Consider the following 22,286-nt stretch of genomic DNA (forward strand, 5'->3'; position numbering starts at 1 on the left):
ATCGCATCCTGGCCCTCGTCACCCTGCTCCTCGCCCTCCTGGCAGCCACCTGGCAGCGTGCCCGGGCTGTGGAGAAGCTGCCGCCGGACTTCGACGAGGCCATCTACCTCCCCGTCGCGGTACCCCTACGGGCTGGCGGTCTCCTCGCTGCGGCGGCGTACGGGCGGCCATCAGCAGCCGAGCCAGGGCTGATTTCCTCCCCCTGCCAGCCTGGGAGTGGCTCGCCCCACCGGTCCCCAGGGGCGTGGCGGGTGTGGGGCTGGATGCCTTTTCGGTGAGTGGGCATTTGCTTCCAGGTGTCCTGAGCGGTTAGGGGAGGGATGGGTACCCCCATGGCCACACAGACTCGCTACGCGCATCCCTTCCTCCCCATCACCCGTGCCGACATGCAGGCCCGGGGGTGGGAGCAGCTCGACATCATCATCGTCTCCGGTGATGCGTACGTGGACCACCCCGCGTTTGGCCCGGTGCTCATCGCCCGCTTCCTCGAGGGCCGTGGCTTCAAGGTGGGCATCATCTCCCAGCCGGACTGGCACTCGGCCGAGCCCTTCAAGGCGCTGGGCAAGCCCCGGCTCTTTTTCGGGGTGGCCGCCGGCAACCTCGACTCGATGCTCAACCGGCTCACCGCGCAGAAGAAGAACCGCTCCGAGGACCAGTACAGCCCGGGCGGGCGCACCAACTGCCGGCCGGACCGAGCCTCCATCGTCTATGCCCAGCGCTGCCGCGAGGCGTACCCGGACGTGCCCATCGTCCTCGGGGGCATCGAGGCCTCGCTGCGCCGCATTGCTCACTACGACTACTGGAGTGACAAGGTGCGCCGCTCCATCCTCATGGACGCCAAGGCGGACCTGCTCGTGTTCGGCATGGGCGAGCGCCCCGTGTGGGAGGTGGCGGACCGCCTGCGTCGGGGCGAGAAGATTGAGGACATCCGCGACGTGCGCGGCACCGCGTACATCATCAACGACGCGGAGATGAAGGCCATCGAGGCGGATCCGGCGAAGCGGGCCGCGGACCAGAAGGTGGTGTTGCTGCCCTCGTATGAGGAGGCGGTGGCGGACAAGGTGGCGTTCGCCCGCATGTCGCGCGACTTCCAGATGGAGACCAACCCCGGTAACGGGCGGCCCCTGGCGCAGCGGCACGGCAACCGCGCCGTCTACTTCAACTCTCCGGCGCGGCCCCTGGAGGACGGGGAGGGCAAGGGAGACAGCGCGTCCGTGGCCATGGACGAGCTGTACGACCTGAACTTCAACCGCGTCCCGCACCCCATGTACAAGGAGCGCATCCCCGCCTACGAGACGGTGAAGCACTCCATCGTGCTGATGCGTGGCTGCTTCGGCGGGTGCACCTTCTGCTCCATCACCGAGCACGAGGGCCGAGTCATTCAGAGCCGCAGCGCGGAGAGTGTGCTGCGCGAGGTGCGTGCCCTGCGGCGCATGGGGGACTTCCGCGGCACCATCACGGACCTGGGTGGCCCCACGGCCAACATGTACAAGCTCAAGTGCAAGAGCGAGGACATCGAGCGGCGCTGCCGCAAGCTGTCCTGCGTGCACCCCGGCGTCTGCGAGAACCTGCAGACGGACCACGGGCCCCTCATCGACGTGATGAAGCAGGTGCGCGCGGAGGAGGGCGTCAAGCACGTCTTCATCGCCAGCGGTGTGCGGTACGACCTGGCCGAGCGCTCGCCCGAGTACGTGAAGGAGCTCGCCGCGCACCACGTGGGAGGCCAGCTGTCGGTGGCGCCCGAGCACGTGTCGCCCCGAGTGCTGGAGAAGATGAAGAAGCCCGGCATCGAGAGCTTCGAGCGCTTCCAGCACATGTTCGCCTGTGCCAGCGAGGAGGCGGGCAAGGAGCAGTACGACATCCCCTACTTCATCAGCGGCCACCCGGGCTCGGCGCTGGAGGACATGGTGGAGCTGGCGCTGTGGCTGAAGCAGAACGGCAAGCGCCCGCGCCAGGTGCAGGACTTCATTCCCACGCCCATGTCCGTGGCCACGGCCATGTACCACACGGGGATGGATCCGCTGAAGATGGAGCCCGTCTACACGGCCAAGGGGTTGCGGGAGAAGCGGCTACAGAAGGCGCTGCTGCTCTTCTGGAATCCCGAGCACTGGCCGCTGGCTCGCGAGGCCCTGCAGCAAGCCGGCCGCGAGGACCTCATTGGCCGCGGGCCGCACGCGCTGGTGCCTCCGGAGACCGCCGCCGAGGCCTCTCGCCGCAAGCAGGCCGAGGCCCGTGAGCGTCAGGAGCGGCGGGCGCGCTGAGGGGCGCCTGCCCACTCGCTTCTCTGTCTTCCAGTCCGTTGGCCGGTGGACCCACGCACCCGATGGGGTCCATCACCACCTTGGGAGGCATGACGGACCTGTTCCAGCTCTTCGCTGTCTCCGCGGTGGTGATGGGAATCTCCCAGACCATCTCCAGGGAGCGCATCTGTGCCCCCATTCGCGAGAAGCTGGGGGGCAAGGACACGTGGTTCGGCTACCTGGTGTCCTGCCCCTACTGCGTCTCGCACTACGTGGCCTTCGCGCTGGTGCCGCTCACGGGCACCTACCCCATTCAGGTGGTGGTGGGCGGCTGGGTGGGCAGCGTGCTGAGTTGGTTCCTCTCCTCCATCCTCCTCACCGTCATCTCCGCCTTCTTCCGCGTCCTCTTCTGGTTCGTGGACGAGGCGCAGGGGCTGGTGCGCCGCCGCCAGCGGACGGAGGAGGAGGAGACAGCCACCCAGCGGGTGGTGCGCAAGAAGGTGGAACAGGAGCTCCCTCCCAGCGAGCGCCAGGAGCCGCCTTCTCCCGCTTCTCACTGACGCCCGGGCTCAGGCGCGGCGGCGGTAGAGGCGCTCCTGCATGTCCACCTCGTCGTAGTCGTTCTCGATGACGGTGTGGCGCAGCGTCTCGCCGCGTCCCAGGGCGAGGATGCCGAAGCGCCGCAGGGACTGATCCAGCAGCCGGTACACCCGCGACTGGAGATCCGTGCCGAAGTAGATGAGCACGTTGCGGCAGAGGATGACGTTGAACTCGTTGAAGGTGCCGTCGCTCACCAGGTTGTGCTGCGCGAAGACGATGTTTTTGCGCAGCGAGGCCTTGAAGATGGCGTGGTCGTAGTTGGCCGTGTAGTAGTCGCTGAAGGCCGCCGTCCCCCCGGCGCGCAGGTAGTTGGCCGTGTACTCGCGCATGTGCTCCATGGGGAAGATGCCGGACTTGGCCCGCTCCACCACGGCCGCGTTCATGTCCGTGGCGTAGATGCGGCTGCGCTCGTACAGGCCCGCCTCCGTGAGGAGGATGGCCAGCGAGTACACCTCCTCGCCCGTGGAGCACCCCGCGTGCCAGATGCGCACGAAGGGGGCCGAGAAGAGGTGCGGCACCACCTTCTCCCGGAACGCCGAGAAGAAGCTCGGGTCCCGGAACATGGTGGTGGTGTTCACCGACAGGTGCTGCAGCAACTCCTCCATCGCCAGAGGCTCGTGCAGCACCTTCGCCTGAAGCGCGGAGAGCGTCCCGAGCTTCTGGGCGTGCACCATGTTCCACACCCGCCGTCGCAGGGACATGCGGGCGTAGCCCCTGAAGTCCAGGCCGTAACGCCGCACGACGCCCTCGAGGAGCAAGTCCAGCTCAATGTCCTCGAGGGCATCCTCACCCTCGACTGCCTCACGTACCAGCGCTTCCTTCATCACCCGTTACCCGCTCTGCCTGGTCCGCTCGAGGCGGTTACCCGTTGTTGCTGTTGCCACCAGAGTGTGCACGCTCGGCGTTCTTGAACAGCCACACACGCAACAAGCTGAGCAGCTGATCCGTCTCCACCGGCTTGGTGATGTAGTCGCTGGCGCCCGCGTCGATGCACTTCTCCCGGTCACCCTTCATGGCCTTGGCGGTGAGCGCGATGATGGGCAGCGTCTTCAGCTCGTTGACCTGGCGGATGGCGCGCATGGTCTCGTAGCCATCCATCTCCGGCATCATCACGTCCATGAGGACCACGTTGAGGTCCGGCGTGGCGCGGATGATGTCGATGCCCTTGCGGCCGTTCTCCGCGTAGAGCACCTGCATCTTGTGCTTCTCCAGCACGCTGGTGAGGGCGAAGATGTTGCGCACATCGTCGTCCACCACGAGCACCTTCTTGCCGGCCAGCACCGGATCGCTCTGGTGCACCTGCTTGATCATCGCCCGCTTGCTCTCGGGCAGGTTGGCCTCCACGCGGTGGAGGAAGAGGGCCGTCTCGTCCAGGAGCTGCTCGGGCGACTTGACGCTCTTGATGATGATGGCGTCGGTGACGCGCTTGAGGACCGTCTCCTCCTCCTCGGACAGCTCCTTGCCCGTGTAGACGATGATGGGCGGGGTGTGGCCCCGGGCCTTCATCGTCTCGATGAGCTGCAGGCCCGTCATGTCCGGCAGGCCCAGGTCCAGCACCACGCAGTCGAAGTAGCGCTCCTGCATGGCGTTGAGGGCGTCCTGGCCGCTGCCCACCGCCGTCGTCTTCACGTCGCCGTTGCCAATGAGGGTGACGATGCTGTCGCGCTGGCGCTGATCGTCCTCCACCACGAGCAGGTTCTTCACCGGCCGCTCGATGAAGCCCTTCACCCGAGACAGGGCGTCGCCCAGCACCTCGCGGGTGGCCGGCTTCTGCAGCACCGCCAGCGCGCCCTGCCTGAGGCCGCGGCTGCGCTGCTCTTCGCTGGCGGAGATGATGTGCACCGGGATGTGGCGGGTGCGGCTGTCGTGCTTGAGCCGATCCAGCAGGTTCCACCCGTCGATGACGGGAAGGCCAATGTCCAGGGTGATGGCCTCCGGCCGGTACTGGCGCGCCATGGCCAGGCCCGTGTCTCCGCGCAGCGCCACCATGCCCTTGAAGCCCTTCTCACGCGCCAGGCTCAGCACGATGCGGGCGAAGACGATGTCGTCCTCGATGATGAGCAGCGTCCGGTCACCCGGCTGGATGTTGCGGCGGTCGTCCTCGACCTCCTCCTCACGGGCCAGCTCGGCGTCCTGCGCCGCGGTCTCCACCTCCGCGCGCAGCGCGTTGAGCCGCGCCTCGGTGGTCGCCCGTTCGATGTTGCCATTGCCAGTGCCGTTGCCAGTGCCCACCTGCTGCGAGCGGATCTGGCTGGTGACGGGCACATACGTCTGCGGCACGAAGAGGGTGAAGGTGCTGCCCTTGCCCGGGGCGCTGGTCACCTTGATCTCTCCGCCCAGCAGCTTGGCGATCTCCCGGCTGATGGACAGGCCCAGGCCGGTGCCGCCGTACTTGCGGCTGGTGGTGCCATCCGCCTGCTGGAAGGCCTCGAAGATGATGCGCTGCTTGTTCTCCGGGATGCCAATGCCCGTGTCGATGACGGAGAAGGCGAGCACCGCGCCGCCCTGGTTGAGCACGGGGTGATCCAGGCTCCAGCCGCTGCGGGCCGGACGCACGTCCATGGTGACCTGGCCCTCCTCGGTGAACTTGAAGGCGTTGGCCAGCAGGTTCTTGAGCACCTGCTGCAACCGGCGCCCGTCGGTGAGGATGTGCGAGGGCAGGGCCTGGGCGAAGTCCAGCTTGAAGCCCAGCTTCCGGTCCACTGCCACCTGCCGGAAGGTGCGCTCCACGAAGTCCTTCAGGCTGACCAGGGCCACCTCGTCCACGTCCACGCTCATTGTCCCGGACTCGATCTTCGACAGGTCCAGGATGTCGTTGATGAGGCTGAGCAGGTCGCTTCCCGCGCCGTGAATCGTCTGGGCGAACTCCACCTGACGGCCGCTGAGGTTGCCCTCGGAGTTCTCCGCCAGCAGCTTGGAGAGGATGAGGAGGCTGTTGAGCGGGGTGCGCAGCTCGTGGCTCATGTTGGCCAGGAACTCGCTCTTGTACTTCGAGGAGAGGGCGAGCTGCTGGGCGCGCTCCTCGAGGGCCACCTTGGCCTGCTCGATCTCTCGGTTCTTGCGCTCGACCTCCATGTTCTGCACCTGGAGGAGGCGGCTGCGCTCCTCGAGCTCCTCGTTGGTCTGCTGCAGCTCTTCCTGCTGCTGCTTGAGGCGCTCCTCGGAGGCCTGGAGGCTCTTGGCCTGCTGCTCCAGGCGGCGGTTGGTCTCGGTGAGCTCCTGCTGCTGGCTGCGCAGCTCGTCGGCGAGGCTCTGGGACTGCTTGAGCAGCTCCTCCGTCCGCATGCCGGCGGCGATCGTGTTGAGCACGATGCCGATGGACTCGGTGAGCTGATCCAGGAAGGACAGGTGCGTCTCGCTGAACCGGTAGAAGCTGGCCAGCTCGATGACGGCCTTGACCTGGCCCTCGAAGATGACGGGCAGCACGACGATGTTGAGGGGCTTGGCCTCACCCAGTCCGCTGTTGATGCGGATGTAGTCGTCCGGCACGTCGGTGAGGAGGATGCGATCCTTCTCCAGGGCGCACTGACCGACCAGGCCCTCGCCCAGCTTGAAGGAGTTGGCGAGGCTCTTGCGCTCCTTGTAGGCGTAGGCGGACAGCAGCCGCAGCGCCTGCGTCTTTTCGGCGCCATCCATGAGGTAGAAGACGCCGTGCTGCGCCTGCACCAGCGGCGCCAGCTCCTTGAGGATGAGCTTGGAGACCGTCTCCAGCTCGCGCTGGCCCTGCAGCAGGCGGGTGAAGCGCGCGAGGTTGGTCTTCAGCCAGTCCTGCTCGGTGTTCTTCTGCGTGGTGTCACGCAGGTTGGCGATCATCTGGTTGATGTTGTCCTTCAGGGCGGCCATCTCGCCCTGGGCCTCAACCGAGATGCTGCGGGTCAGATCGCCCTTGGCCACCGCGGTGGCGACCTCGGCGAGCGAGCGCACCTGGGTGGTGAGCGAGCCGGCCATCGAGTTCACGTTGTCCGTGAGGTCCTTCCACGTACCGGCGGCGCCGGGCACCTTGGCCTGGCCACCCAGCTTACCCTCGATACCCACCTCACGGGCCACCGTGGTCACCTGGTCGGCGAAGGTGGCCAGCGTGTCGATCATCCCGTTGATGGTGTCGGCGAGGGCGGCGATCTCTCCCTTGGCGACGAGGGCCAGCTTGCGCTTCAGGTCACCGGCGGCGACGGCCGTCACGACCGTGGCGATGCCGCGCACCTGGGCGGTGAGGTTGCTGGCCATGCTGTTCACGTTGTCCGTGAGGTCCTTCCAGATGCCGGCGACGCCCTGCACCTGCGCCTGGCCGCCCAGCTTTCCTTCGGTACCCACCTCGCGGGCCACGCGGGTCACTTCGGAAGCGAAGGACGAGAGCTGATCCACCATCGTGTTGATGGTCTGCTTCAGCTCCAGAATCTCGCCCTTCACATCCACGGTGATCTTCTTGGAGAGATCACCCATGGCGACGGCGGTGGTCACCTTGGCGATGTCGCGCACCTGAGCGGTCAGGTTGCTCGCCATGCTGTTCACGTTGTCGGTCAGGTCCTTCCAGGTGCCGCTGACGCCCTTCACCTGCGCCTGGCCGCCCAGCTTTCCTTCCGTACCCACTTCCTTGGCGACGCGGGTCACTTCGGAAGCGAAGGAGGAGAGCTGATCCACCATCGTGTTGATGGTGTTCTTCAGCTCCAGAATCTCGCCCTTCACGTCCACGGTGATCTTCTTGGACAGATCGCCCCGGGCAACGGCGGTGGTCACCTCGGCGATGTTGCGCACCTGGTCGGTCAGGTTGCTCGCCATGGAGTTCACGTTGTCCGTGAGGTCCTTCCACGTGCCGGACACGCCCTTCACCTGGGCCTGGCCGCCGAGCTTTCCTTCCGTACCCACCTCGCGGGCAACGCGGGTCACCTCACCGGAGAAGGTGTTGAGGTTGTCCACCATCGTGTTGATGGTGTTCTTCAGCTCCAGAATCTCGCCGCGCACATCCACGGTGATCTTCTGGCCGAGGTCACCGTTGGCAACGGCGGTGGCCACCTTGGCGATGTCACGCACCTGGGCGGTGAGGCCGCTGGCCATGGAGTTCACGCTGTCGGTGAGGTCCTTCCACGTACCGGCGACGCCGCGCACGATGGCCTGACCGCCGAGCTTTCCTTCCGTACCCACCTCGCGGGCGACGCGGGTCACTTCGGAGGCGAACGAGGAGAGCTGGTCCACCATCGTGTTGATGGTGTTCTTCAGCTCCAGAATCTCGCCCTTCACGTCCACGGTGACCTTCTTGGAGAGGTCGCCGTTGGCCACGGCCGCCGTCACCTTGGCGATGTCGCGCACCTGAGCGGTGAGGTTACCGGCCATGGAGTTCACGTTGTCCGTGAGGTCCTTCCAGGTGCCGGAGACGCCTTCCACCTGGGCCTGGCCGCCCAGCTTTCCTTCGGTACCCACTTCCTTGGCGACGCGGGTCACTTCGGAGGCGAACGAGGAGAGCTGATCCACCATCGTGTTGATGGTGTTCTTCAGGGCGAGAATCTCGCCCTTCACGTCCACGGTGATCTTCTTGGACAGATCGCCCCGGGCCACGGCGGTGGTCACCTCGGCGATGTTGCGCACCTGGCCGGTCAGGTTGGAGGCCATCTGGTTCACGTTGTCCGTGAGGTCCTTCCAGGTGCCGGCAACGTCCTTCACCTGGGCCTGACCACCGAGCTTGCCCTCCGTACCTACCTCGCGAGCGACGCGCGTTACCTCGACGGAGAAGGTGTTGAGGTTGTCCACCATCTTGTTGATGGTGTTCTTCAGCTCGAGAATCTCGCCGCGCACGTCCACGGTGATCTTCTGGCCCAGGTCGCCATTGGCCACCGCGGTGGCCACCTTGGCGATGTCACGCACCTGGGCGGTGAGGCCGCTGGCCATGGAGTTCACGTTGTCCGTGAGGTCCTTCCACGTACCGGCGACGCCTTCCACCTTGGCCTGGCCGCCCAGCTTGCCCTCGGTGCCCACTTCCTTGGCGACGCGGGTCACTTCCGAGGCGAAGGACGAGAGCTGATCCACCATCGTGTTGATGGTGTTCTTGAGGGCCAGAATCTCGCCCTTCACGTCCACGGTGACCTTCTTGCTGAGGTCGCCGCGGGCCACCGCCGTGGTGACATCCGCGATGTCACGCACCTGGGCGGTGAGGTTGCTGGCCATCTGGTTCACGCTGTCGGTGAGGTCCTTCCAGGTGCCGCTGACGCCCTCCACCTTGGCCTGGCCGCCCAGCTTTCCTTCGGTACCCACCTCGCGGGCAACGCGGGTCACCTCGCCAGAGAAGGTGTTGAGGTTGTCCACCATCTTGTTGATGGTGTTCTTCAGCTCGAGGATTTCGCCCTTCACGTCCACGGTGACCTTCTGGCCGAGGTCACCGTTGGCCACCGCGGTAGCGACCTTGGCGATGTCACGCACCTGGGCGGTGAGGCCGCTGGCCATGGAGTTCACGTTGTCCGTGAGGTCCTTCCACGTACCGGACACGCCCTTCACCTGGGCCTGACCGCCGAGCTTACCCTCGGTACCCACTTCGCGGGCCACACGGGTCACTTCGCCGGAGAAGGTGTTGAGGTTGTCCACCATCGTGTTGATGGTCTGCTTCAGCTCGGCGATCTCCCCGCGCACGTCCACGGTGATCTTCTTGGACAGGTCGCCGTTGGCCACGGCGGTGGTCACGTCGGCGATGTTACGCACCTGGGCGGTGAGGTTGCTCGCCATCAGGTTCACGCTGTCGGTGAGCTCCTTCCAGGTGCCGGACACGCCGCGCAGCACGGCCTGGCCGCCCAGCTTTCCTTCGGTACCCACCTCGCGGGCCACGCGCGTCACTTCGCTGGCGAACGAGGCGAGCTGGGCCACGGTGCTGTTGACCACCTGGGCGGTGCGGAGGAACTCGCCCTTGAGGGGACGGTCCTCGAAGTCCAGCGCCATGGTCTGGGTGAGGTCACCCTTGGCCACCGCGCCGATCACGCGGGCCACCTCGGTGGTGGGCTGCGCCAGGTCGGCGATGAGCGAGTTCACCGCCTCCACGCATGACTGGTAGCCGCCCACGGCGCCGTTGAGCGTGGCGCGCTGATTGATGCGGCCCTCGCGGCCCACCACCTGGCTGACGCGCTCCAGCTCGTGCGCCAGCGCCTGGTTGAGGGTGATGACCTCGTTGAACGTGTCGTAGATCTTCCCCGTGGTCCCTGTCCGGTCCTCGGGCATGCGGACGCTGAAGTCTCCCTTGCGGAGCGACTGGAGCGTCTTGAGGAGGAGCTTGGGATCGAGCGCGTTGCTTTCGGCGGGCGCCTTGTCGGACTGCGTTGCCATGGTGTGGGGCTTCTCCTGTGCTGCTTGCTCGGCAGAACGGACCCCCATGGGGGCCGCCCACCGTCACCTGGGGGGAGTGCGGCCTCAGGCCGCCGTACAGAGCTTCTTCAGGACTTGAGAGAGGTCATCCGAGGACACCGGCTTCACGAGGTGGGCGTCGAAGCCCGCCTCGAGGGCGCGTTTTCGGTCCTCGGGGTGGCCGTAGCCGGTGAGGGCCACGAGCCGGGTCTCGGAGCCGCTGGCGGAGGCGCGGACCAGCTCCGCCACCTTGTAGCCGTCCAGCTCCGGAATGCCGATATCCACCAGTGCCACCTGGGGTTTCTGGGAGAGCACGAGGTCCACGGCCGAGCGTCCATCGCTGGCCTCCTGCACGCGGTGGCCATGGAGCTCCAGCAGGTCGCGCAGCGTCTCGCGGATGTCCGGGTTGTCCTCCACGAGGAGGATGTGGAGGGGCTGCAGCTTGTTGGCGGTGGTGGCGGCCTTCGCGATGCCGGGCAGGGAGAGCGCCGCGGGAATTTCAGGGGACACAGGCAGGCGGACGGTGAACTCGCTGCCCTGGGAGATGCCGTCGCTGCGGGCAGACACGCTGCCGCCGTGCATCTCCACCAGGCTGCGCACCAGGGTGAGGCCCAGGCCGAGCCCGCCCTGGGCACGGTCGCTGCCGGGGTCCACCTGCACGAAGAGCTCGAAGACGCGGTGGAGCATCTCCGGCGGCAGGCCAATGCCGTTGTCGCGCACGCTCAGCGCCAGCTCGTCGCCCTGACGCTCGGCCTTGAGCTGGATGCGGCCTCCGGAGGGCGTGTACTTGGCCGCGTTGTGCAGCAGGTTGGCCACCACCTGCGTCATGCGGGTGGGGTCCACGTTGAGCATCACCGACTCGGAGGGCATCGAGACGCTCAGCTCGTGGCGGCGCTGGGTGATGATGGGCTCGCAGGCCTGCACCGCCCCCTCCACCACGTCCGAGAGGGCCACGAGGATGGGCTTGAGCTCCACCTTGCCGCGGGTGATGCGGCTGACGTCCAGCAGGTCATCCACCAGGCGCGTCATGTGCGCCACCTGGCGGTCCGCGCTGGCGATGGTGCGCTGGAGGATATCGTCCTGCAACATGCGCATCCGGAAGACCTCGAGCGCATGGCGCACGGGGGCCAGGGGGTTGCGCAGCTCGTGCGCCAGCATGGCCAGGAACTCGTCCTTGCGGCGATCTGCCTCGCGCAGCGCACCGATGAGCCGCTCGCGCTCCAGGGCTACGGCGACCTGATCACACACGCCCTGCATCAGGGACAGCTCGTCGGCGGAGAAGGCCCGCATGGTGCGGGTGCCGAAGGCCAGCGTGCCCAGGACGCGGCCCTGGCTGAGCAGCGGGTAGCAGGCGAGTGCGGCCAGTCCCAGCTCTGGCGCGGCATCCGGGGCGGGCCCGTTGGCGGCGGCACCGGCGTCGAGCACCCAGCGCTTGTTCTCGGTGGCCACCCGGCCCGCGACCCCCTGGCCGTTCTGCAGGTGCTCCAGTCGCTGGAGCATCCCATCGGAGATGCCCGCGTGGGCCGCCAGCTCCAGCCCGCCATGGCCCTCCCGGAAGAGGTAGCCCAGGCAGACCTCGAGCCCCAGGTGCTCGACGATTTGATGGTGGACGCTGTTGAGGAGGGTACGCCCGTCGGGGCCCTTCAGCAGCCGGCTGGCGACGTCCGCCAGCAGCCGCAGCCGTGCATTGCTCTCGTGCAGCGCCGCCTGGGCCTGCTCCTTCTCATTGACCAGCCGCACCAGCTCCTGGGCGCGCTGCTCGCGGGCCTCGGACACCTTGCGCTCGCGCTCCATCTCCTGCTCCAGCAGGGAGCGCTCATAGTGGGCGCGGGCCTCGGCCAGCTCGCGCTCGTGCTCGCGGCTCTCTGCCTGCCGCAGCAGCTCCGCCTGCCGGCGCACCTCTTCCGTCTTGCGGTGCAGGTCCAGGAAGACCGTCACCTTCGTGCGGAAGATCTCCGGGACAATGGGCTTGAAGAGGTAGTCCACCGCGCCCAGCTCGTAGCCGCGCGAGACATTCACCTCGCTGCGGTTGTAGGCGGTGATGAAGATGATGGGGATGTGGCGCGTGCGCTCGCGCATGCGGATGAGGCTCGCGGTCTCATAGCCATCCATCCCTGGCATCTGTACGTCCAGGAGGATGAGCGCGAAGTCTCTGTCCAGCAGCAGGCGGAGCGCTTCATCACCGGAAGAGGCGGTGACGATATTGGCACCCATGTCGGCCATGAGCACCTCCAGGGCGCGGAGGTTGGCCGGGGTGTCATCAACGGTCAGCACGTCTACACGTGGGAGCGCAGGGGGCGGGGACATGGTGGGCGAAGCGGGGGGCGCGCGAGCCGTCCGGGAATCAGACACCGTGATCCTTTAACCCCACTCACCCCTTCGACCCAGGGCGAACGATGTACGCCCTGTCGGCTGACTGACGACCAGACAGACAGCCGGGCCAACATGTGTTGGCCTCAGGACACCTGGGACGGGAAGACAGGCGAAGTGACTGGTGGCTGACATTTCGCCCTCGCCCCATGTCGGACGGGGCGGTACCTCACTCCTTGTCGGGATGGGCGATCGTCTGGAGCGCCACGCGGAACAGCCGGAACCTGTCGGGCGGCAGCTCGCGGAGAATCATGGCGAGGCGCCGCAGCTCCGGGGAGTCACCGGGTGGGGGGGCCGGAGGTTCCGGCGGGAGCGGCTCTTCCGGAGGCTGCACCGCGAGGAGCACATCGGCGGAGACTCCCAGCAGGAGGCAGAGCGCCTTGAGCTTGGGCGTGCTGGGCACCATGTCTCCGCGCTCGATGCGGCCGTAGACGGTGGGGACGAACCCCACTGCCTTGGCCACCTGCTCCTGGGTGAGCTCCAGGCGCATCCGGGCCATGCGCAGCGCCGCGCCCAATCTGGGTTGTAGCTTCTCGTCCTTGGGGTGCACGCTCCGGACGATAGTCCCTTTCCGGGGTGGGGTGTCCCCCGGGGTGACTCAGGCCGTCTGGCGCCAGGCGGCGAGGGCGAACAGCAGCCAACCCGCGAGGAACCCCAGCCCGCCCAGCGGGGTGATGGCGCCCAGGACGCGCACGCCGGAGAGCGCCAGCGCGTACAGGCTGCCGGAGAAGAGGAGGATGCCCACCAGCATGGCCCACCCGGCACCATTCAACAGGGGGCTGGGACGCAGGTGCATCAGCAAGCCGATCGCGATCAACCCCAGCGAGTGATACATGTGGTAGCGCGCGCCAGTTTCGAAGATGGTCAGGAGGTCCGGGGCGAGCCTCGCCCGGAGCGCGTGCGCGCCGAACGCTCCCGCCGTCACGGACAGGAACGCGCTTGCCGCGCCGAGAATGAGCCACAGCCGCATTGCCGAGCGCCTTTCTTTCCTCAGAGGTCCGACTGAGGCACCCTACCGCGCCTTTCCTGGCGCGTCTCTACTTCCTCTTCCGATGCCTGCTCCCACCACCAAGAAGCCTTCCTCCCGCAAGAAGCTCACCCTCACGACCCAGCCCTTCGAGCTGAGACCTTCGGCCATCCAGGGCCAGGGCGCCTTCGCCACGCGGCTCATCCGCAAGGGCTCGCGAATCATCGAGTACGTGGGTGAGCGCATCTCCCAGGCCGTGGCTGACGAGCGCTACGACGACACGGCCATGTCGCGCCACCACACCTTCCTCTTCAACGTGGACGAGGACACGGTCATCGACGCGGCGCACGAGGGCAACGACGCGCGCTTCATCAACCACTCGTGCGCCCCCAACTGCCAGGCCTTCCTCGAGGGGGACCGCATCTACATCTACGCCCTGCGCGACATCGGCGTGGGCGAGGAGCTCTCCTACGACTACTCCTACGACCGCACCGAGGACATGGGCCCGGAGGAGGAGGCGCTCTACACGTGCCGGTGCGGCGCGGCCACCTGCCGGGGCACCATCCTCGCCCCGCTGGAGGAGAAGAAGGAGGAGGCGCCCCGGAAGAAGGCCCCGGTGAAGGCGTCGAAGAAGAAGTCGTCCGGCTCGGCCCGCAAGCCGCCGGTGAGCCGCAAGCAGAAGTCCACGGCGAAGTCCGGGCGCTCCGCTTCCGGGACGAAGAACCGTGCCCGGACCCGCTCGGCCCGCGGCTGAGTTGCGCATGCCCCCTCTCCCTCTGGGAGAGGGCGGGGGGTGAGGGTAGTCCCCTGCGTGGCTGAAGACCCTCACCCTGACCCTCTCCCAGCGGGAGAGGGAAAATGGAGGGGATTTTGACGCAGGGTATGGGTCGGGGGCCGGGGAGGCGGTGGCACCGGTGCTGGCTGGGATGAACGGTGGACACTCGCGGTTGAAACGGGCACCGTCCCACCGCCTCGCGCCCCGGCCGTGTCCGAGGGCGTGAGCGGTTGACCCCACGGAGGACCCTTTGACCCTCTCCCTCGTCGCGGCGCTCGCCCTTACCGCCGCTCCCGCCAAACCCCAGCCCTTCACCATTCAGGACCAGGTCTCGATGCGCCGGATCAGCACTCCGAGCGTGTCGCCGGATGGCAAGCGCATCGCCTTCGTGCTGCGCTCCACCGACCTGGAGGCCAACAAGGGCCGCACCGACCTGTGGCTCGTCAATGCCGACGGCAGCGGCCTGCGCCAGCTCACCTCCTCTCCTGAGAGCGAGGCCCAGCCCGTCTGGAGCCCGGATGGCCAGGGCCTGTACTTCCTCTCCTCGCGTGGCGGCTCGCGGCAGGTGTTCCGCCTGCCCCTCGATGGTGGCGAGGCTCAGGCCGTGACGAAGCTGCCCCTGGACGTGGGTGCCTTTGCCCTGTCGGGGGACGGTAAGACGCTCGCGGTCGCCCTGGAGGTCTACCCCGACTGCGCCACGCTGGAGTGCAGCACCCAGCGCCAGAAGGAGAAGGCCCAAGGCAAGAGCACCGGCCAGGTCTACGACAAGCTCTTCGTGCGCCACTGGGACACGTGGGGCAATGGGAAGCGCTCGCACCTCTTCGTCCTGCCGGTGGATGGCAGCGCCGCCCCGCGGGACGTGATGGTGGGCATGGACGCGGATGGCCCCAGCAAGCCCTTTGGCGGTCCGGAGGAGTTCACCTTCACGCCGGATAACAAGGGGCTCGTCTTCACCGCGCGCGACGTGGGGAAGAGCGAGTCCTGGTCCACGGATCTGGATCTGTTCCTCGCCCCGGTGGACAAGGCGGGCACGCCGAAGAAGCTCACCGAGAAGAACCGCGCCACGGACACGCAGCCCGTGTTCAGCCCGGATGGCAAGACGCTGGCGTACCTGGCCATGTCGCGCCCGGGTTACGAGGCGGACCGGCTGCGCGTGGTGCTGCGCTCGTGGCCGGAGGGCAAGGAGCGCGTGCTTGCCGAGCAGTGGGACCGCTCGGCCGGCTCGCTCACCTGGAGCCCGGATGGGAAGTCCGTGCTCGTCACCGCCGATGACATCGGCCACCACCGGGCTTTCTCCATTGACGTGGCGAGCGGCCAGGTGACGGCCTTCAGTGGCCCGGGCTACGCCGCCGAGCCGCAGCCCCTGCCGGACGGCCGCATCGCCTTCCTGCGGGATGACCTGAAGGCGCCGGCGGACCTCTACACGGTGCGCGCGGACGGGAGCGAGCTGCGCCAGCTCACGCGGGTGAACGAGGAGGCGATGTCGCGCCTGCGCTTCGGTGACTACGAGCAGTTCGAGTTCCCGGGCTGGAACGGCGAGACGGTGCGCGGCTACGTGGTGAAGCCGGTCGATTTCGACCCGAAGAAGAAGTACCCGGTGGCGTTCCTCATCCACGGTGGGCCGCAGGGCAGCTTCGGCAACCACTTCCACTACCGATGGAACCCGCAGACGTATGCGGGCCGGGGCTACGCGGCGGTGATGGTCGACTTCCACGGCTCGACGGGCTACGGCCAGGGCTTCACGGACGCCATTCGTGGGGACTGGGGTGGCAAGCCGCTGGAGGACCTGCAGAAGGGCCTGGAGGCCGCGGTGAAGCGGTACAGCTTCCTGGATGGCGACAAGGTGTGCGCGCTGGGGGCGAGCTACGGCGGGTTCATGATCAACTGGATTGCCGGGCAGCTGCCGGAGCGCTTCCGGTGCCTGGTGAACCACGACGGCAACCTGGACGAGCGGTTGGCGTACTTCAACACGGAGGAGCTGTGGTTCCCCGAGTGGGAGCACGGCGGGACGCCGTGGGAGAACCCGGAGGGGTACACGAAGCACAACCCGATTGACCACGTGGCGAAGTGGAAGACGCCGATGCTGGTGATTCACGGCGGGCAGGACTTCCGGGTGGTGGACACGCAGGGCCTGTCCACCTTCACGGTGCTGCAGCGTCGGGGGATTCCGTCCAAGCTGCTCTACTTCCCGGACGAGAACCACTGGGTGGTGAAGCCGGCCAACAGCATCCACTGGCACGAGACGGTGCTGGACTGGCTGGACCAGTGGACGAAGAGTGCGAAGAAGCCGGCGGTGGCACCCGCGCGGTAGGCACCCAACCCCTCTCCCCCTGGGAGAGGGACGGGGTGAGGGTATAGGGGCCACCCGGGTTGAACTCCGGAGTGGCCCCCTGTGTTCAGAACGAGAAGTCCGCCTTGAGTACGCCCATTTGCAGAGCCATGCCCGAGGCGCCCGCGGTGGTCTCGTAGGCCAGGTCCAGGTCGAGCACGGAGAGCTGGTGTTCGCCCACGCGGAAGCGCAGGGGCGAGAGGGTCATCCCGAGAGCGCCGGCCGGCCCAATGGGAGACAGCGCATAGGACTCGGGGCGGGGAACCAGGGGATCTCCCACTCTCGACAGGGAGACGACGAGCTCGGGGGGGCACACCCCCGTATCCCGCGAGGCCGTATCCAGGTGCATCTCAGCCACATGGCCGAGCAGGGTCAGGTAGCGCTCCTCGGTCTGGATTTGGGGGGCAGCATGGGCGGCGTGGAGGGACAGAAGGAGGACGCCTGCGGCCCACCGTGCAGCAGCGCGCATCATCTGGACGCCTCCATCCGGGCGGCGATTGCCTGGGCATGCGACTGAACGAGGGGGTCGCGGGTACCGACCTTCAGCACGCGCTCGAGCTGTTGTTGCGCCTCGGGGTCACGGCCATTGGCATGGAGTGCCCAGGCATACGCGTCCAGGGTATGGATGTCCTGACGGCGAGCGGATTCACGCTCCGCTAGACGCAGCGCCTGGGCCGGCCTGTCGGCGTGCTCGATGTAATAGAAGATCAACTCGCGGTTGGCATTGTCGACCCCCTTGCTCTCGCGCGAGGCCTGCCGTTCGAAGGTGCGGAAGGCGTCTCGCGCTTCGCGGGAGCGGCCGGCGAGCTCCAGCGCTTTCGCCAGGGGATAGAGGTTCTCCGGGTGAGGGGCGATGGCGTAGCGCTGCTCGAGCAGCTCGACGGCATCTGCCCAGCGCTGTTGCTCCATTCGCAGCGTGCCGAGCACCCCGAGTGCGTAGTGGTAGCGGGGAAACAGGCGCAAGGCTTCGGTCAGTGCGGACTCTGCCTCCGAGTGCTCTCCGCGGACGAGGTGCAGGTGCCCGATCTGGGTCAGGAGCCAGGCACGGTCCTCGCGCTCGCCCGGGTCGGTCCGGTCGTAGGCGTTGCGCATCAGCTCCAGCGCTCCCTCGGGGTCGCCGAAGATTTCGCGGAGGTACGCCGCCCGCGTCAGCCCGGGGATGTTGCCCGGGCGGAGGTCGAGCATCCACTGTGCGGCGTCTTCCGCCTCCTCGTAGTTGCCGAGCTCGGCATTGGCGTCCGCGAGGAACCCATACACGAGCACATCGTCGGGCGCGCGTTGGTTGAGCTCGCGTGCCAGCTCGCGGGCCTTGGCGAACTCATGCTTGCCCAACAGCAGCCAGCATTGGACCTTCAGGCCCTCGACGTTGCCGGGTTGGAGGCGGAAGGATTTCTCCAGGGCCTTCTCGGCCTGCGCATAGAGCGCGGGATCTCCCGTCTCCCGTGCGCGGCGCGCGAGGGCGAGCGCGAGGTCATTGTAGGCTTGAGGGTAGTTGGGGTGCTGCTCGATGGCGCTACGGGCCTGGGCAATCCGCACCTGAGCGGGCGTGGACCGTCCCTCCTCCTGGCCCAGGGCGAGTGAGGCCACCAGCAGGACCCCGGCCATACTCCAAATCGCTTTCATGGGAATCTCCTGGGTAGAGGCCGTGGGCGCTCGGTGGGGCGCCCACGGCGCGAGGGCTTACTGGACGGGACCGCCTCCCACTTCGCCGGGGTCCACGTGGCGGCGATTGCGGCCGTCCCAGGCGAGCCCGACGTACGGGAAGGTCTTCCGGTACAAGGCGTCATTGGTGTTCACGCCATCGCCGATGCGGTTGTTGGGCGCCTTGTTGAACTGGGGATTGAGCACGCCCACCACCGCACGTGCGGCGATATCGGTGACGTCGTCGCTCACGCGGCGTCCATTGGGGAAGCCGGCAGCATCACCAGCGAGCAGGCCCAGGCGCTTCTGCTGGCTTACTGGTGTGGGAGGAACGCCCGTATTCAAGCGGAGCAGATCAGCCACCGGGCCAGCGGGGGTGCCTGCGGCGGCGATGGGCGGCGCGTAGGTCACCAGCGGTAGCAGATCGGTCCGGGGTGGGGCGGGGATGTCAAACCCATACACCGCGTTGAACACCCGCGCGAGCACCGGGTCGAGGAAGAAGGACGCGAACTGCGAGTCGTTCCGGGGCTGGTCGATGCTGAAGCGATCCTTGAAGCCTGTGCCTACGAGGAGCTCGTTGATGAGGGGATTGCCCATGCGCTGCACCTGTCGCCAGACAGGGTGATTCGGGGCGTCGTCGTTCTTCTCGGAGGGCTGCCGGCGGATGGTGATGCGCGGGCGGGAGGTGGTAGCCCACGCGCCAATCGTGGCCTTGGGATCGGAGGCCGCGTGCTTCTTGCCATCGTGGGTCAGCAGGGAGATGGGCACCTCGATGGCAATGGCATTCACATTGAAGCCGGAGACGGCATCGCTGGCGAAGTTGCGGGTGTCGTCGGCGTCCTGGGCATCCGACAGTACACCCGGCACCTTGAAATCGGTGGCGCGGAAGTTCAGGGAGTCGAACGCCGCGCCGAGGTCAATCCAGAACGGGTCCTCGACGGTGCCGGCGAAGACGCGGACGTCATGGCCCACCTGGAAGAGGGCCTGCTGGGCCAGGGAGGAGTAGTCGGGCATGGTGCGCGGCCCGACGTTGGTGGGCAGCGCGAACAGGCGCTTTCTCTCGCCCAGGCGGACGTGCTTCACGGAGTTGCCTGGACCGCGGCGTGCCAGCGTCACCGTGTAGCTCTGGCGCAGGCTGAGCCCCTCCGAGCCGGGCCCGTCCAGGGCGGTGATGGCAGGCGGGACGACGGGGGTGCCGGGTGCGACGGGCGGGGGCGAGTTGCCCGGGGCCGCGATTCCCGTGCCCGCTCCCACGTAGCCCGTGAAGAGGTTGGGCGAGCGGATCTCCGTGGTGAAGCGCAGATCGAACCAGACGTCCTCGATGGCGTCGTGGTTGTTGTCGATCTTGATGCTGTAGAGGATCTCCGGATCGAACGGGAAGTAGTTGGGCCCGTTCGCTGGCTCCAACAGGGGATCCACGTCCAGGATGAACGTGACCTTGTCCGGGTTGTCGTAGCTGACGAACGCGAAGAAATCGGTGATGTCCGCCTTATGGTCCAGGGCGGTGATGGGGGCCTCGCGGTGGCTGGCGGCGAGGGCCCCGAGCGGGAAGGTCAGGGTCGCCGTCGTCAGGCCCGCGATGGCGGCCAGTGGTTTCAGTTTCAGCATGATCGGTCCTCACGGGATGAGTGCTCGAGTCGAGTCGTGTCACCCGCGATACGGGTCGGCGGAGGCGCTGGATTTATCCAGCGAGGTGGCTTCTGGGACGAGAGGAGCCCCGACGACCTGGCGGGCGGGCCGCGGGGCTGTCACAGGCGCGAGCCTGGGCCTCTACCCATCACGCACCTTTGCGTTCACCGTACGCGACTGCGGACACGTCCTCCGAGGGGCTTAGGTTGGCCCGCCAGCGGGCCGGAGCCTCCGGTCTCGCGTTCAAGGAGGATGCATGAAGTTGCGTTCGTTTCGCCCGGTCGCGGCGCTGTTCGCCGCCGTCCTGTCTCTCCACGTGTCCGGGTGCTTTGGCTCGTTTGCTCTGACGCGGAACATCTACGGTCTCAACGAGCAGCAGGGGCTCGCGCTGGCCTGCTCGGGCCGCTGAGCCGGTGAGTCCGGCGGCACGCCTCACGCTTCACCGGGCGCGCCGCCCTGGCATGATGCTCCGCCCATGACCTCGTCCCCCGACCTCGACGCGTACCGCTCCGAGTTCCCCGTCGTGCAGGAGCAGCTGTACTTCAACCATGCAGGCGTCGCCCCTACGAGCCGGCGTGTGGCCACTGCCATGCACGAGTGGGTGGAGGACCTCCTCCAGCATGGCGTCCGCTACGAGCGCGGCTGGGAGGCGCGTACGGAGAACGCCCGCCGGCTCGCGGCCCGGATGGTGGGCGCGGCGCCCGAGGAGATCGCCTTCGTGCGCAACACGGGCCATGGCCTCGGCCTCGTTGCAGAGGGGCTCGACTGGCGGCCTGGGGACGAGGTCGCCGTGGCCTCGTCCATCGAGTACCCCTCCAACGTCTACCCGTGGCTCCACCTGCGCGACCGGGGTGTCTCTGTCCGGGAGATTGAGCCTCGCGACGGCGGTGTCACCCCCGAGGCCGTGGCAGCCGCTATAACCCCGCGCACCCGGCTCGTCGCCCTTAGCTCCGTCCAGTTCGCCACCGGTTACCGCACGGACCTGGAGGCCATTGGTGCGCTCTGCGAGCGCTCGGGCGTCCTCTTCTGCGTGGACGGTATTCAGAGCATCGGCTGCCACCCGGTGGACGTGAAGAAGTGCCGCATCCACTTCCTCAGCGCCGACAGCCACAAGTGGATGATTGGCGTCTCTGGCATGGGCTTCTTCTACGTGGACAAGGACGTGCTGCCGCGCGTGCGGCCCGTGCTGGTCGGCTGGCGCTCCACCACGGATGCCTGGAACTTCAACCAGGCCCACTTCGAGCTGCGCCCGGATGCCAAGAAGTTCGAGGAGGGGAGCCACAACTACGCCGGCACCTATGCCCTGGGCGCCGCGCTGGAGTTGCTGCTGGAGGTGGGCCTGGAGAACGTCGAGGCCCGCATCCGGGAGCTGCTCATCCACGTGGACAAGGAGCTGCGCGCCATCGGGTGCGAGACCGGGCCTGCGCCTGCCCACCGCGCGGGGATCCTCACCTTCCTGCCCCCTCGCGGCGATGTGAAGGCGCTCGCCTCATACCTCTCCGAGCGCAATGTCAGCTTCTCGCTCCGGCGCGGGCGCATCCGCATCTCGCCCCACTTCTACAACCAGCCTGGGGAGCTCGACCGGCTCGTGGAGATGGTCCGCGCGTTCTCGGGGAAGTAAGGCCCGAAGCTTCCGTTCGGGCACCCGCTCAATCAGGGGAGAGCAACAGGGCGCGGAGCTCGTCGGGCGCGTGAATCACCTGCCAGCCCTTGGGTGAGAGGGAGAGCAGCTTCCTGGCGGCCAGCGCCGCCAGGGCCCGGTCCACGCTTCGCCGTGCTGCTCCTATCTCCAGGGCCAGTCGCTGCCGGGAGAGCGGGTAGCGGATGACGAGCCCATCCTCTGTCGGGCGGCCAAAGTGCTCCGCGTACTCCAGCAACACGCGGATCAGCCGCTGCTCGCACCCATCGAACCCCATGGTGCGGGTGACCCGGATGGTGCGCTCGAAGCAGGCCGCCAGGTCCGCCAGCACCGCGGTGGTGAAGCTGTGGTCCATCGCGAGGGCTTCGCGAAACACGGGCGCCGGGATGAGGCACCCCTCCAGGGGCGTGAGGGCCTCCGCGGAAGCCACCCACGGGGATGACTGAGTCACCTCGACCACACCGAGCACGTTCGGCGTCGGAACCAGCTTCACGGTGAACTGACAGTCCGGCGAGAGGGCGTGGAAGATCCGCACCACGCCCTGCGACAGGAGCATGACGCCCTCGGCGGACGCACTGGCAGTGGCGATGGTTACACCGGCAGGATGCTCGAACGGAAGGGCCGCGGCCTCGAGCCGGTCCCGTGTCGTCCGGGTGCAGGTGCTCAGCGAGCCCCAGGTTGTCAGAGGGCGACGCACGTCCATACCTGGAGGAGGGCTCGAGTTTGCCCGCATCCCAGAAATCGATTTTCGGCGGGATTTTCCGGGCGTCAGATGTCGC

15 protein-coding genes are annotated in these 22,286 nt (G+C 67.4%); 6 read left to right on the forward strand and 9 right to left on the reverse strand.

Annotated elements, in window-relative coordinates; genetic code table 11:
* Positions 1-332: 332 nt before the first annotated feature.
* Both OV287_RS16545 and OV287_RS16550 read left to right on the forward strand, forming a co-directional pair.
* Positions 333-2,261, forward strand: a complete 1,929-nt coding sequence (locus tag OV287_RS16545) for a YgiQ family radical SAM protein (RefSeq protein WP_267534992.1) — start codon at positions 333-335, stop codon at positions 2,259-2,261.
* Positions 2,262-2,350: 89 nt separating this feature from the next.
* Positions 2,351-2,800, forward strand: a complete 450-nt coding sequence (locus tag OV287_RS16550; protein WP_267534993.1) for a DUF1360 domain-containing protein — start codon at positions 2,351-2,353, stop codon at positions 2,798-2,800.
* Positions 2,801-2,809: 9 nt separating this feature from the next.
* Here the strand turns inward: OV287_RS16550 and OV287_RS16555 are convergent, their stop codons facing one another.
* The 5 genes from OV287_RS16555 to OV287_RS16575 all read right to left on the reverse strand — a co-directional run bounded on the left by OV287_RS16555 (position 2,810) and on the right by OV287_RS16575 (position 13,497).
* On the reverse strand, positions 2,810-3,664 hold the full coding sequence (locus OV287_RS16555) for a CheR family methyltransferase (RefSeq protein ID WP_267534994.1): 855 nt from the start codon (positions 3,662-3,664) through the stop codon (positions 2,810-2,812).
* A gap of 37 nt (positions 3,665-3,701) precedes the next feature.
* Positions 3,702-10,139, reverse strand: a complete 6,438-nt coding sequence (locus tag OV287_RS16560; protein ID WP_267534995.1) for a hybrid sensor histidine kinase/response regulator — start codon at positions 10,137-10,139, stop codon at positions 3,702-3,704.
* Positions 10,140-10,223: 84 nt separating this feature from the next.
* Positions 10,224-12,431, reverse strand: a complete 2,208-nt coding sequence (locus OV287_RS16565; protein WP_267534996.1) for a response regulator — start codon at positions 12,429-12,431, stop codon at positions 10,224-10,226.
* Positions 12,432-12,696: 265 nt separating this feature from the next.
* Positions 12,697-13,077, reverse strand: coding sequence for a helix-turn-helix domain-containing protein (locus tag OV287_RS16570; protein ID WP_267534997.1), 381 nt, complete (start codon positions 13,075-13,077; stop codon positions 12,697-12,699).
* Between the two features lie 48 nt (positions 13,078-13,125).
* Complete coding sequence (locus OV287_RS16575) at positions 13,126-13,497, reverse strand: DUF423 domain-containing protein (protein ID WP_267534998.1); 372 nt, start codon at positions 13,495-13,497, stop codon at positions 13,126-13,128.
* Between the two features lie 82 nt (positions 13,498-13,579).
* Here OV287_RS16575 and OV287_RS16580 point away from each other — a divergent pair, with 82 nt between their 5' ends.
* Both OV287_RS16580 and OV287_RS16585 read left to right on the forward strand, forming a co-directional pair.
* Positions 13,580-14,248 (forward strand): SET domain-containing protein, encoded by a 669-nt coding sequence (locus OV287_RS16580; protein WP_267534999.1) that lies wholly within the window; start codon positions 13,580-13,582, stop codon positions 14,246-14,248.
* Between the two features lie 271 nt (positions 14,249-14,519).
* The gene (locus OV287_RS16585; protein WP_267535000.1) at positions 14,520-16,580 is read left to right on the forward strand and encodes an alpha/beta hydrolase family protein; all 2,061 of its coding nucleotides are present in this window, start codon (positions 14,520-14,522) and stop codon (positions 16,578-16,580) included.
* An 85-nt stretch (positions 16,581-16,665) separates the two neighbouring features.
* Here OV287_RS16585 and OV287_RS16590 read toward each other — a convergent pair whose 3' ends face one another.
* The 3 genes from OV287_RS16590 to OV287_RS16600 are packed head-to-tail and all read right to left on the reverse strand — an operon-like array spanning position 16,666 to position 19,847.
* The gene (locus tag OV287_RS16590) at positions 16,666-17,070 is read right to left on the reverse strand and encodes a hypothetical protein (protein WP_267535001.1); all 405 of its coding nucleotides are present in this window, start codon (positions 17,068-17,070) and stop codon (positions 16,666-16,668) included.
* Positions 17,067-18,221 carry a tetratricopeptide repeat protein gene (locus OV287_RS16595; RefSeq protein ID WP_267535002.1) on the reverse strand — a complete coding sequence of 385 codons (1,155 nt, stop codon included), beginning with the start codon at positions 18,219-18,221 and terminating at the stop codon, positions 17,067-17,069. Before OV287_RS16595 ends, OV287_RS16590 begins: the two co-directional genes overlap by 4 nt.
* Positions 18,222-18,278: 57 nt before the next feature.
* Positions 18,279-19,847, reverse strand: a complete 1,569-nt coding sequence (locus OV287_RS16600; RefSeq protein WP_267535003.1) for a DUF4331 domain-containing protein — start codon at positions 19,845-19,847, stop codon at positions 18,279-18,281.
* A gap of 277 nt (positions 19,848-20,124) precedes the next feature.
* Between OV287_RS16600 and OV287_RS16605 the strand changes: the two genes are divergently transcribed.
* Both OV287_RS16605 and OV287_RS16610 read left to right on the forward strand, forming a co-directional pair.
* The gene (locus OV287_RS16605) at positions 20,125-20,277 is read left to right on the forward strand and encodes a DUF3332 family protein (protein ID WP_267535004.1); all 153 of its coding nucleotides are present in this window, start codon (positions 20,125-20,127) and stop codon (positions 20,275-20,277) included.
* Between the two features lie 66 nt (positions 20,278-20,343).
* Positions 20,344-21,489 carry an aminotransferase class V-fold PLP-dependent enzyme gene (locus tag OV287_RS16610; RefSeq protein WP_267535005.1) on the forward strand — a complete coding sequence of 382 codons (1,146 nt, stop codon included), beginning with the start codon at positions 20,344-20,346 and terminating at the stop codon, positions 21,487-21,489.
* Positions 21,490-21,517: 28 nt separating this feature from the next.
* Here the strand turns inward: OV287_RS16610 and OV287_RS16615 are convergent, their stop codons facing one another.
* On the reverse strand, positions 21,518-22,204 hold the full coding sequence (locus OV287_RS16615) for a Crp/Fnr family transcriptional regulator (protein WP_267535006.1): 687 nt from the start codon (positions 22,202-22,204) through the stop codon (positions 21,518-21,520).
* Positions 22,205-22,286: the final 82 nt, after the last annotated feature.

It is taken from the genome of Archangium lansingense, assembly GCF_026626635.1.
Lineage (GTDB): Bacteria > Myxococcota > Myxococcia > Myxococcales > Myxococcaceae > Archangium > Archangium lansingense.